15 protein-coding genes are annotated in these 12,710 nt (G+C 33.0%); all 15 read right to left on the bottom strand.

What is annotated here, in order from left to right:
• Positions 1-2 precede the first annotated feature (2 nt).
• On the bottom strand, positions 3-605 hold the full coding sequence (locus tag APRE_RS04665; protein ID WP_015777843.1) for an MBL fold metallo-hydrolase: 603 nt from the start codon (positions 603-605) through the stop codon (positions 3-5).
• On the bottom strand, positions 605-1,054 hold the full coding sequence (gene dtd, locus APRE_RS04660; protein ID WP_015777842.1) for a D-aminoacyl-tRNA deacylase: 450 nt from the start codon (positions 1,052-1,054) through the stop codon (positions 605-607). Before dtd ends, APRE_RS04665 begins: the two co-directional genes overlap by 1 nt.
• Positions 1,054-3,234 carry a RelA/SpoT family protein gene (locus tag APRE_RS04655; protein WP_015777841.1) on the bottom strand — a complete coding sequence of 727 codons (2,181 nt, stop codon included), beginning with the start codon at positions 3,232-3,234 and terminating at the stop codon, positions 1,054-1,056. Before APRE_RS04655 ends, dtd begins: the two co-directional genes overlap by 1 nt.
• A 4-nt stretch (positions 3,235-3,238) precedes the next feature.
• Positions 3,239-4,969 carry a single-stranded-DNA-specific exonuclease RecJ gene (gene recJ / locus APRE_RS04650; protein ID WP_015777840.1) on the bottom strand — a complete coding sequence of 577 codons (1,731 nt, stop codon included), beginning with the start codon at positions 4,967-4,969 and terminating at the stop codon, positions 3,239-3,241.
• 76 nt (positions 4,970-5,045) lie between these two features.
• Positions 5,046-5,315, bottom strand: a complete 270-nt coding sequence (locus APRE_RS04645) for a preprotein translocase subunit YajC (RefSeq protein ID WP_015777839.1) — start codon at positions 5,313-5,315, stop codon at positions 5,046-5,048.
• The gene (tgt, locus tag APRE_RS04640) at positions 5,315-6,433 is read right to left on the bottom strand and encodes a tRNA guanosine(34) transglycosylase Tgt (protein WP_015777838.1); all 1,119 of its coding nucleotides are present in this window, start codon (positions 6,431-6,433) and stop codon (positions 5,315-5,317) included. The genes APRE_RS04645 and tgt overlap by 1 nt, the downstream gene beginning before the upstream one ends.
• Positions 6,434-6,441: 8 nt before the next feature.
• Positions 6,442-7,464, bottom strand: coding sequence for a tRNA preQ1(34) S-adenosylmethionine ribosyltransferase-isomerase QueA (gene queA / locus APRE_RS04635; protein ID WP_015777837.1), 1,023 nt, complete (start codon positions 7,462-7,464; stop codon positions 6,442-6,444).
• A 1-nt stretch (position 7,465) separates the two neighbouring features.
• Positions 7,466-8,473, bottom strand: a complete 1,008-nt coding sequence (ruvB, locus tag APRE_RS04630; protein WP_015777836.1) for a Holliday junction branch migration DNA helicase RuvB — start codon at positions 8,471-8,473, stop codon at positions 7,466-7,468.
• 8 nt (positions 8,474-8,481) lie between these two features.
• Positions 8,482-9,069, bottom strand: a complete 588-nt coding sequence (ruvA, locus tag APRE_RS04625) for a Holliday junction branch migration protein RuvA (RefSeq protein ID WP_015777835.1) — start codon at positions 9,067-9,069, stop codon at positions 8,482-8,484.
• Entirely contained in the window at positions 9,069-9,563 is a 495-nt protein-coding gene (ruvC, locus tag APRE_RS04620; protein WP_015777834.1) for a crossover junction endodeoxyribonuclease RuvC, read from the bottom strand. The genes ruvA and ruvC overlap by 1 nt, the downstream gene beginning before the upstream one ends.
• A gap of 29 nt (positions 9,564-9,592) precedes the next feature.
• The gene (locus tag APRE_RS04615) at positions 9,593-10,306 is read right to left on the bottom strand and encodes a hypothetical protein (RefSeq protein ID WP_015777833.1); all 714 of its coding nucleotides are present in this window, start codon (positions 10,304-10,306) and stop codon (positions 9,593-9,595) included.
• A 181-nt stretch (positions 10,307-10,487) separates the two neighbouring features.
• Complete coding sequence (locus tag APRE_RS04610) at positions 10,488-11,231, bottom strand: HAD family hydrolase (RefSeq protein ID WP_015777832.1); 744 nt, start codon at positions 11,229-11,231, stop codon at positions 10,488-10,490.
• Position 11,232: 1 nt separating this feature from the next.
• The gene (locus APRE_RS04605) at positions 11,233-11,637 is read right to left on the bottom strand and encodes a hypothetical protein (RefSeq protein ID WP_015777831.1); all 405 of its coding nucleotides are present in this window, start codon (positions 11,635-11,637) and stop codon (positions 11,233-11,235) included.
• 10 nt (positions 11,638-11,647) lie between these two features.
• A complete protein-coding gene (locus tag APRE_RS04600) occupies positions 11,648-12,118 on the bottom strand; it encodes a YfcE family phosphodiesterase (protein WP_015777830.1) in 471 nt (156 codons plus the stop codon).
• Entirely contained in the window at positions 12,115-12,693 is a 579-nt protein-coding gene (gene rdgB, locus APRE_RS04595; protein WP_015777829.1) for an RdgB/HAM1 family non-canonical purine NTP pyrophosphatase, read from the bottom strand. The genes APRE_RS04600 and rdgB overlap by 4 nt, the downstream gene beginning before the upstream one ends.
• Between the last annotated feature and the right edge of the window lie 17 nt (positions 12,694-12,710).

The raw sequence follows: 12,710 nt of genomic DNA, 5'->3' as shown, positions 1-12,710 counted from the left end.
TCCTATGCTAAAAATGGATTGTTATTAAGTTCATAGCCTATATAAGTTTCATCTCCATGACCTGGATAGACTATTGTATCCTTATCAAATCCACCTAATTTATTTTTTATTGAATCAATTATTTGAGGATAACTTCCACCCGGAAAGTCGGTCCTTCCTATTGATAGCTTAAATAAAGTATCTCCAGAAAATATCATATCTTCGATTTTAAAAGACATCGAATCAATCGTATGACCTGGAGTCTTTATAGCTATTATATTATACTCGCTAAAGACTTCGCCATCTGTTAAATATTCATCGATATCGACCTTGACATCATATGAATACGCTAGATTGTAGTCTTTATCGTTGGCAATGCTTAATGAATCTTCCGAAGCATATGCCTTAACCTTGTAAAGATTTTTAAAATGCTCTAGACCTAAGACGTGATCAAAATGGGTGTGGGTTTGTATGATGAATTTAATTTTAATATTATTTTTACTTATATATTCCTCCACAGCCCTACTAGGATAGGCACAATCAACGATAAAACCTTCTTTATTCTCATCGCTTACTACATACATATTGGTCATTACTGGTCCTTCAATAAATCTTTTAACCTGCACTAAAGTATCCTTTCGCTATCTAAAATTATTGTTACAGGGCCATCATTTACTAGGATTACTTGCATATGAGTTTGGAAGATCCCAGTTTTTACATTAAAACCTTCTTCCTTGAGCTCGTCTATTAGTATTTCATAATATTCTTTAGCCTTATCTGCTTTAGCTGACTGAGTAAATGATGGTCTGTTACCTTTTCTCGCATCACCATAAAGTGTAAACTGAGAAACCATGAGGATTTCTCCTCCTACATCCTTGAGTGATAGGTTCATTTTTTCATCATCGTCCTCAAATATTCTTAAATTTGAAATTTTCTTTTTTATATAAGCTAAATCATCTTTATCATCCGTATCTTTGACCCCAAGAAGAACCATAAATCCTGGTCCAATCTCGGATACCTTTTCGTTTTCTACTACAACACTTGCTTTACTTACTTTTTGTATTATTGCTCTCATTAATTCTTTATCCTATATACATTCTCCACAGTTTTAATAGATTTTAACTTAGTAATTACATCTGATAATTGGTCCATATTATTTACTTCAATCAGTAAGTCTATTGTTCCTTCGTCCTTATCAGTTCTTGCATTTATAGCCAATATATTAACGTTTACTGTTGACATAAGCTTGGTTATCTCAAAGAGTATAGAAGGAGAATTTGAAGTTAAAAGCTGAATTTTAACAGGGAATTTATCTTCCTTTGTGTTTTGCCAATAGACATCTATAAGCCTTTCAGGAGATTTCAAGTTTATAATATTTGGACAAGTTTTTACATGAACAGATATCCCGTTTCCCTTTGTTATAAAACCTATAATTGGATCTCCAGGGACTGGTGTACAACATTTTGCAAGTTTGACTTCGACATTTTCGTCTAAATCGCTTACTCTAATTTCTCCAGATCCAGTATTTTTTATTTCTCCCTTGCTATAATCAATTGGCTTTTTAGCTTCTTCTTCCTTTTTCTCATCAACTTCAAATTTGATAAGTTTTTGTGTGATTTGTTCTACATTTGTCTTTCCATAACCAACGGATGCATACATTTCATCTTCTCCAGGATAGCCCAAATCACTTGCAATTTTCTCAAGCCATTCTTCTCTTAAAAGAGATTTGTAGCCTTGCCTATATTTTTTGATTTCCTTGATTACAGAATTTTTACCAATTTCTATATTTTCTTCTTTGTCATTTCTCTTGAAGAATTGCTTTATCTTGTTTTTAGCTTGGTTACTTTTTACAATGTTAAGCCAGTCTCTAGATGGACCATGGGAATTTTTGCTAGTTATAATTTCTACTAAATCCCCAGTTTTAAGCTTATGTGTTAGAGGAACCATCCTTCCATTAACCTTAGCTCCCACACAACTATTTCCAACTTCTGTATGGATTTTATAAGCAAAGTCTATAGAACAAGCATCCATAGGTAGAGAATATACCTCACCTCTTGGTGAATAGACGTAAATTTCTCTTGAGAAGAAATCATTTTTCAATGTATCCATAAATTCTTTGTTATTTACGTCTTTCCCACCTTCTTGTTGCCATTCAACAATTCTTCTTAGAAAACTCATGGCATCATCAAAGTCAGATTTGGTGTTGTTATTTTCCTTATATCTCCAGTGGGCAGCAACTCCATACTCACATTCCTTGTGCATCTGTCTTGTTCTGATTTGAACTTCAAATGGCTTAGAATCTTCGCCAAAAACTGTTGTATGAAGTGATCTATAACCGTTTGGTTTAGGCTGGCCAACGTAATCTTTAATCCTATTTGGAATTGGCCTCCATAGGGAGTGGACCTTACCTAAAACGGCATAACATTCTGCAATTGTATCTACAATTACCCTAATGGCAGTCAAGTCGTAGATCTCATCAAAGGCTATACCATTTCTTTCCATCTTCTTGTTTATAGAATATAAAGATTTAGGTCTACCAGAAATCTCGAAATTTATGCTAGTTCCTTTAAGAGAGTTAGTCAAGGTATTAATTATTTCATTAATATAGGCTTCTCTCTCTCGTCTTTTAACATTTACCATCTCAGCGAGTTCATAGTATTTTTCAGGTTCTTGGTATCTAAAACATAAATCCTCAAGCTCCCACTTAAGCGAGTATATTCCTAGTCTATGGGCAAGTGGGACATATATTTCTAAAGTCTCATCGGCTATTTGAATTTGTTTTTTTCTAGTCATATACTCAAGTGTCCTCATGTTGTGGAGCCTATCTGATAGTTTTATCAGCACAACTCTAACATCATTTGACATGGCCATGACCATTTTTCTGATATTATCGGCTTGTTTTTCTTCTCGTGAGGTATAATTCAAATTCTTTAGTTTTGTTACACCATCAACGAGAAAGGTTATCTCTTCGCCAAATTCTTCAGCCATTTCTTCCCTTGTTACTGGAGTATCCTCTAAGACATCATGCATTAGTCCAGCACAAATTGTCTCATCATCAAGCTTCATATCAGATAACTTCCTAGCAACAGCTATTGGATGAATAAAATAATCTTCACCAGAATTTCTCTTTTGACCTCTGTGGTGAAATTCACCAAAATCGTAGGCTTTTTTGATTAGATTTACATCAGCATTCGGATTATTTTTCTTTATATCATCCTCAAATAATTCATATTCTTTATTAAAATCAGTTGCCATATCATCACCTTATATCAATCAATTTTATTTGTAAAGTCCTATTACCTCTGAACTCATTTACATCAGGATAATAAACTATATCAATTTTGTTACCCTTAATTTTCCCATCAAACTTTAAAGATAAATACTCATAATCATCAAGAGCATTGAACTTGATAGCATTATAATAGTTTCCGTTTTGGAATAATTTCATCCTCATGGTCTTTTTATCTTTTCCTATCATTGCAATGTCGGCTATATCTACACCCTTATTAGCAAAAATAGGTCTCGGATTATCCTTCCCAAAGGGGCTTAGGCTTTCAAGACTTTCTGCAAACTCTAAAGAGAGATTTGATAGTTTGATTTGAGTGTCGATATTAATGACTTCCTCCAAATCCTTTTTGCTAAGATTTGAGTTCTTATTCAAAAAAATTCTAAACTCATCCAAAATATCAACCTTAATTGATAAGCCGCACGCCATAGGGTGGCCTCCGAATGATTCCAATTTATGATCGAAAGGAACAATTGCATCGTGCATATTATAAGTCTCTATAGACCTGCCAGATCCTTTAAGAACTCCTTCTTTTGAAGAATTAGTAAGGATTATAGTAGGCCTATAATATTTTTCCTTTATCCTGCCTGCAACTATCCCACATATGCTTTCATCAATAGAAGGCTCATAAATAACAATAACATCATCTTTATCATAAGACTTATCTTCTGCAATCTTTATACACTTATTAATTCCCTCTTCAGTTAGGGACTTTCTTTTGTTATTTAGATTTACAAGTTCATTTGCATACTCATGTATCTTATCGATGTCTTCTTCCATCAAGAGCTCTATAGCCAGTTTTGCGGTGCTTAGTCTACCTGTTGCATTCATCAAAGGTCCTAGGATAAATCCTAAAGTGTACTCGTTAATTTCCTTCCTCCATCCTGCTTCTTCAAGTAGGGCTTTAATAGCATATTTTTCTGTTGCATTTAGTCTTTTTAATCCCTCTATAACAAATATTCTATTTTCATCAGTTAACGAAACAATATCGCAAACCGTTCCCATAGCAACATATTCGAGGAGAGAAAAAAGATATTCAAAATCTCCTTCAAGTTTCATATACAATGCTTGCATTAGCTTAAAGGCAACTCCTGCTCCACACAAGTCCTTGAAGGGATAGCTGCTATCGAGCCTATGTGGATTAATTACACAATCAGCATCAGGCAAAATTTGGTTGACCCAACCATCATTATCTTCCTTTTCTATCTGATGGTGGTCAGTAACAATTACATTAATATTATTCTCTTTTAGTTTCTTTACTTGGTCAAAACCAGTGATTCCATTATCACAAGTTATTACCAAACTTACCTTATCAGCTATAGCCTTCTCGCTCATATTATTTGAAATGCCATAACCATCTTCTACCCTATGGGGTATATCATAACTTATATTATCATAGTAAAATAATAAGCCATCAAGGAGAGTCATTACAGAGGCGATGCCGTCTTGGTCATAGTCTCCAAAGATTCGAATCTCTCCATTATTTTGTATTGTTTCAATTATTAAATCTATAGCCTTATCCACATCTTTTAACATAAAGGGGTCATGGAGTTTATCCAAGCTTGGATTAATAAACATATCAACGACAAATGGATCTACAATATCTCTATTGGCCAAGATAAGGGCTTCTAACTTAGTTATATCTTTATTTTTTAAATTATTAATATAGTTTTCTTTCTTATTATATATATACCAATTAGCCATAGCCCTTCCTTTCTAATTATATAAACTATACTTCTTTAATCAATCTTATAAAGAAAAGAGGCCAAAGCCTCCCTCCTTAATTTGGTCTATCAATTATCTTTTTGATTGAATCTTTTTCTATTCTAAGATAGGATCTATGCTCTCTATTTCCACTTACAATTATTACAGTCGACTCATCAATATTTATAACTTCACCAATTATTCCTGACATAATTACAACATAAGAACCAATCTTAAGGTTTTCTTGAATAAATTTCTTGTTTTTGGATTCAGATATACTATCTTTTATACTTATTTTATAAAAATATACGATTAATATTATGAGTGTTAAATATTCTATCTTCATTAATATCCGTATTTATCGTAGAATTCTTTCTTATAATCCAAGAACCTGTCTTCCATAATAGCTTCCCTGATATTTTCGCACATTTTTAATAAGAAATATAAGTTGTGATAAGAGAGTAATCTTGCCCCAAGAATTTCATTTACATTCATGAGGTGTCTTATATAAGCTCTTGAATAGTTCCTACAAGTGTAGCAATCACATTCATGATCAAGGGATGTGAAGTCTTCCTTATAAGCGGCATTTTTTACAACAAGCCTTCCTCTAGAAGTAAGGGCTGTTCCGTTTCTTGCAATTCTTGTTGGAAGGACACAATCAGCCATATCAATTCCTGCTTCGAATGACTCAAACAGATAATCAGGAGTTCCTACTCCCATATTATACCTAGGCTTATCTTTTGGTAGAAAAGGTGTTGTAAAGTTTAGTATATCGATCATTTCTTCCTTAGTCTCACCTACGGAAAGCCCTCCAATTGAAAATCCATCAAAATCCATAGCTGTAGTTTCTCTTGCAGATCTCTCCCTAAGGTCTTTAAACATGCCACCCTGAACTATACCAAATAAGGATTGGTCCGGATGAGAATGCTCTTTATGATAATCGAGACCGCGTTTCGCCCATCTCAGAGTTCTTTTCATAGAGTTTTCTACATAGTCATAATCAGCTCTTGCATCAACACATTCATCGAAGCTCATCATAATATCTGAATGTATGTCGTTTTGTATGCTTATTGATTTCTCTGGAGTAAAAAGATGCTTAGATCCATCAATATGAGATCTAAAGGTTACTCCTTCTTCAGTTATTTTTCTGTTGTCCGATAGGGAAAATACTTGAAATCCACCAGAATCAGTAAGGATTGGCTTATCCCAATTCATAAATTTGTGAAGACCTCCAGCCTTTTTCATAATATCCATACCAGGTTTTAGATAAAGGTGATAGGTATTACCAAGAATAATCTTTGCTCCCATACCTAGGAGATCTTCTGGTGTCATAGTCTTTACAGTACCCAAGGTTCCTACCGGCATGAAAATAGGTGTAGGTATATCTCCGTGGGCAGTGTGAATGACTCCAACCCTAGCATTTGAGTATTTATCTTTTTTTATTAATTCATATTTTAAAGCCATATTTCTCCTTAACAAATAAACATACAATCGCCAAAGCTAAAGAATCTATATTTTTCTTTAACTGCGTATTCATATGCGTTTAAAATTATTTTCTTGCTAGTAAAAGCTGCTACCAACATTATAAGAGTTGATTTTGGAAGGTGGAAGTTTGTTATAATTGCATCTACTACCTTATATTCAAATCCTGGATATATAAATATATCAGTCCATCCAGAGTCTTCTTGAATCTTGCCACATTTTTTATAAACTGACTCCAAGGTTCTTATACTAGTTGTTCCTACAGCTATTACCCTATTTCCTTCTCTCTTAGCTTGATTGATTATATCCGCTGTTTCTTGACTTATAGTGTAGAATTCTGAATGCATCTTATGGTCAGTAATATCATCTTCGTTTACAGGTCTAAAAGTCCCAAGTCCAACATTTAAAGTCAAAAAGGCAAGTTTTATCCCTTTTTCTTCAATTTTCTTCAATAACTCTTTCGTAAAATGTAGTCCTGCGGTAGGGGCTGCAACAGATCCTGGGTTTTTAGAATAAACAGTCTGATATTCTTCAGGGTCTTTAAGCTTTTCCTTAATATATGGTGGTAGAGGCATATTACCGAGTTTATCTAGGATTTCATTAAATATTCCCTCATAGGTAAACTCGACAACCCTATTGCCATCTTCCTTGATATCAATCACCTTAGCCTTTAATTCATCTGAAAAGATAACTTCAACGCCAATCTTCATTTTCTTGCCAGGTCTAACAAGAACTTCCCATTTTTTTCCTTTTATATTGTGTAGGAGAAAAACTTCAATCGACTCATCTTTTCCTTCTCTGTGACCAAAAAGCCTTGCTGGAATAACCCTAGTGTCATTCATAACTAGAACATCACCTGGCTTTAGGTAATCTATTATATCGAAAAAGTGCTTATCTTCTATATCTCCAGTGCTTTTATCTAATAACATCATCCTAGCTTCATCTCTCTTATCTGATGGATGTTGGGCTATCAAACTTTCTGGCAATTCATAATCAAATTCTTCTGTTCTCATCTTACTCCTCTATCTTAAGTCCATAATGTTCATAAGCTTTTCTAGTCAAAACTCTTCCTCTTGGAGTTCTTGAAATAAAGCCAATTTGTAACAAATATGGTTCGTATACATCTTCAATTGTCACATTTTCAATTCCAGTAGAGGCAGCTATAGTATCTACTCCAACAGGACCTCCGCCAAAATTATCATACATTGTCATTATTATTTTCTTATCCATAGTATCAAGGCCCATAGGATCGATTTCTAAAAGTTCGAGACCTCTTTTACTAGTTTCGAAGTCGATTTTCTCATCAGCCTTAACTATAGCGAAGTCTCTGACTCTTTTTAGAAGTCTATTGGCAATCCTTGGTGTACCCCTAGATCTTCGAGCAATTTCCAGAGCTCCCTTATCATCTATAGGAATATCAAGTATCTGTGCTGACCTTTTAACTATTGTAGTTAGATCTTTAGTATCATACAAGTTAAGGGCAAGAAGGACTCCAAACCTATCTCTTAGTGGCGCTGAAAGCATACCAGCCCTTGTAGTTGCTCCGATTAGAGTAAACTTAGCTAAATCAATCCTAATCGATTGGGCATTTGGGCCCTTACCTACAATAATATCTAGAACAAAATCTTCCATGGCTGAATACAATATTTCTTCTACTGACCTATTTATCCTGTGGATTTCATCTATAAAAAGAACATCCCCTTCAGCTAAATTTGTAAGAATACTTGCAAGGTCTGAAGGTCTTTCAATGGCAGGCCCACTTGTCACTCTTAAATTAACGCCCAATTCATTAGCGATAATAGTAGAAAGGGTTGTCTTACCTAAGCCTGGCGGTCCTTGCAGCAAGACATGGTCTAGGGGTTCATTTCTAGAAAGCGATGATTGTATAAAGATATCAAGCTTTTCTTTTACCTTATCCTGACCGATATAATCCTTTAACCACCTTGGTCTAATGCAACTTTCTTCTTGTAAATCTTCTATTTGTTCGTTGCTTCCAACTATTCTTTCATTTTCATCATACATCTAATCACCTATATCAATCTCTTAAGACTTTCTTTGACAAGTCCTTCAAGGCTTAAGTCTGTATCTTTAAGCTCAAATAAAACTTTCTCAACATCATTTTTCTCATAACCAAGGTTAAGGAGAGCTTCTCTTGCGACATCAATCTCTTCGTTATCCTTACTATTAAGCTCGATGTTTTCTACAGGTACAAAGTCCATCTTCTTAACCTTATCTACAAGCTCTAAGATAATCCTTGAAGCAGATTTTTTCCCTATTCCTTTTGCAACTGTTAGTTTGTCTATATCGTTGTTAATTATTGCAGTTTTTATTTCATTAACAGAAATGGACGATAGGATTCCCATAGCAATCTTTGGCCCAATTGTAGAAACAGAAGTTAAGAGAGTAAACATCTCTAGCTCATCTTTTGTAAAAAATCCAAACAAAGATATATCATCTTCTCTGACTTGCATGGAAGTATAAATCTTATATTCGTTATTTATCTCTATATTAGACAAGGTTTTTAGGGAAGAAAATATTAAATAACCCATATTGTTATTTTCAATAATAAAACTATCTTCTTTAATCGACCTAACATGACCTATTATATATGAAATCATTAATTTAACCTGTACCTTTCTTTAAATCTCTGGCTTAGAGCATGGCATAGGGCAACAGATAAGGCATCTGCAGCATCATCTGGTTTTGGGATTGCTTTTAGATTCAATAATTGGGTAATCGTTAGTTGCATCTGACTTTTGCTAGCCCTACCATAACCAGTTATAGCTTGTTTGATTTGTAGGGGTGTGTATTCATAAATAGGAAGTCCCTTCTGTTGAGCGCAAAGAACCTGAATTCCTCTTGCGTGTCCTACAATTATGGCTGTCTTCACATTTGAATTAAAAAACAACTCCTCAATTGCAAACTCATCCGGCTTAAACTCCTCTATAATTTCGTGCAAATTATCATACAAGAGTTCTAATCTTTTGCCTGTTTTAGTCTTAGATGAAGTGGTTACAACTCCATTTTCCAATACTTTAATCTTATTTTCTTTAAATTCAATTACCCCGTATCCCATAATGGCAATACCTGGATCTATTCCTAATATCCTCATAATCTTCAAAATAAAAAGGGCTCTATGCCCTATTGATACCTTTTAAACACCTCTCTAATTAAACCTCTAAAATAATACTCTGCGTAGGTATCTACGATAGATTTATACAAATAGTTAAGAGTTTTTTCATACATTTTCTTCGATTGTTGGCTTGTTATATCTTCTGTATAAATAGAATCAGTGTCAAAACTTAGCTGCTTGTGGGTCGTCGTATCTATATTATAAATCTTATCCCTTATAATCATATCAGCATAGACTTTAATATCTTTATTAAGTTCTTTTACTAATCCCCTATTATTATAAATATTTCTCTTAAAATTATCAGAAATTTCAATAATTTTAGGATCAAATCTATTGTAGTGAAAATTCGTACTTTCAATCAGGTAATTCACACCCAAATCATCAATCAGCTTGTACTCTAGTTTATCGACTGCCTTCTTATCTCTAAAGGCCCTATATTGAGCTTTTATAGATATAATATATTCATATCTATAAATATCTTGACCAAGCAACCTATCTAATGAGTCAATGACTTGATCAATATCTCTTAGGTTCCAAAAATATTTTTTAAGGTTCTTTAGAACATAATCTTTAACATAAAAACTATTTTTAGAAAAATAAACAAAGTTTTTATCATGTAACAAAGACATAAGCGTATTCAATGAGTATATATCTTCATTTATTAAAAAATTATATTCAAGTTTTTCAATTATTGGATAATTTTCGCTTAATTCTGCCTTCATTACTTCCTTACCTCATATATTATTTTACCATAAAATCAGATGAAAAAATCAATAATTTTTCTACTAGGGAACAAAAATAGCTAAACAAAAGAAATAATATTCATGAAAAATTTATCTTTGTATATTTTTCTTTCTATTTAGCCAAAATCAATTTTATAATAAAATAATATTCATTAAACTCTTAAAACTTATTGAATTCTACGACCATATCTCCTAGTCGAAAATTATAATTCACATCTTTTCTTTCTATGTTTATAACTGCTTTTTCTTTAAGCTCTTCTCTAGACAATAGCTTGTTAATAAGCTCGTAGCTTGGATTTATTGCATGAGGATTGCCAACCATTTCAAACATTGTTATATCCCCATTTGTATCTCCATAAGAGAAAGAATTTTCTAAGTCTATTTCATATCTATTATCTAAATCTTTTATAGCTGAAAGCTTACTATTGCCATCCCGCATAGGAATTACTTTACCAGAAAATTTATTATTTTCATCAAAAACATAGTCGGTAGATATAGATTCTGTTGCACCGTAGAAATTAGCAAAATGATCTACTAGAAAATTTGGCGAACCAGAGATGAAAAAAATCAAATCACCTTTCATCTTGTGTTTTTCGACAGCCTTTCTCGTCACCATATAAACTTTATTTTTATTTTCTTCTATAACGAGCTTCGAATATTTCTCTATAATATCCCTATCAAGCCCTATCATACTTTTTTGATAAACTAAAGCTGCCTTATCTAGATAGTCCTCATAGGCGCCAAGTCTATTTTGATATTTATCGTATAATGGACCAATCTCATTAGTCCAAATTTCTTTGGGAAGAATTCCATCTTCTGTAAGTTTTATGAAATGCTCAATTAGGAGGGAATTTCTAAAAAGAGTTCCATCAATATCAAAAAACGCTGCCGTTCTTTTTTTCATTTTACTTTTCCTTCTTATCTGATTTTTTCCTAAAATTTCTCTTCTTGGCTACTCTTTCTTTAGATGATCTTTTCTCATCATTGGATTCTATGTCTTCTACTTTATTTCTTATATCTACAACAAGTTCTATAAGAAAACAAACTATTATACCAACTATAGAGGCAGATCCCAAAAATATGGCAATCCAAGCCATATTCAAGCCAGAGTTACTTGTGAAAATCGTAATAGAAATTATTCCAATAATTAATGCCAATCCACCTACCGCTAATGAAGGAATGAATTTGACAATCCTTTTTTTATTAATGAAATAGATAACTATAGATATCGCTGCCATTATAAAAGATACAATAGGTACTATTGCAAGCCTAGATGAGTATTGGGAAACTAAATTTATTAATCCAGTCATAATTCCTTCCTTAATTTAACTCAATCCTATTTAACTTTATTTTATCATCAATCTCTAATATTACAAAACCATAAAATCCATCTCTAGCTAAGTAAGGAGATCCAGGGTTTAAAAGCAGTATTCCATTTTTTATTTCGTTTACATATTTGTGAATATGACCAAATATAATGATATCACAAGATTCCTGCTTTGCTTTTTCCAAGATGTTTTCATAGGTAAAGTCAATATTATACCTATGGCCATGGCTTAGAAAGATCTTTTTGTCTCCTAAATTTATAACTTTTTCATAATCTTCTTCAATGAAATAGTCATTATTCCCCTTAACAGCATAATGAGCTATACCAGTTTCATAATAAATTTTTTCTACGTCTTCAAGACCATCTCCAGCATGGATTAATAAGTCGATGTCATCATGTGAAAGTATATAATCACTTATTGCATCATACATGCCATGAGTATCACTTGTTACTAGAATTTTCATATCTCACCTAAGTATTTCTTGAACTTTTCCATGGCCCTTGCCCTATGTGAAATTTGGTTTTTTTCTTCTATAGTTAACTCGGCTAGGGTATTTTGAGAATCTTCAGGTATGAAAATTTTATCATAGCCAAATTCTCCTTTACCCCTCTCTATCTCGCTTATATGTCCATAAAGTCTTCCAGTAAAATAAAGCACTTCTCCCTTTGGGTCTATATATGAAATAACAGTCTCAAAGTAGGCACTCCTATCATCTTTATCAGATAATTCTTCTAATAACTTCTTACGGTTATCTTCATAAGTAGCGTTGGCTGACGCATACCTATGAGAATGTATGCCTGGCCTATTATCTAAAGATTTTACAAAAAGCCCTGTATCATCTGCAAAAACTGGTTTGCCTGTTAATTCATGAAGCTCATGTGCTTTTTTATATGAATTTTCTTCGAGTGTATCTCCATCTTCAATAACATCAAAATTCTCAATTCCAATATCTATAGGCATTTTAATCAAATCATTAGCTAGCATTTTTTTAACTTCTATTAATTTATCTTTGTTAGCTGTTGCAAATAGTAATTCCATATATTCTCCTTATAAAA

Source organism: Anaerococcus prevotii DSM 20548, from assembly GCF_000024105.1.
GTDB lineage: Bacteria > Bacillota > Clostridia > Tissierellales > Peptoniphilaceae > Anaerococcus > Anaerococcus prevotii.
Note: the sequence above shows the minus strand (reverse complement) of the source record. Positions and strands in the feature narration are given on the sequence as shown.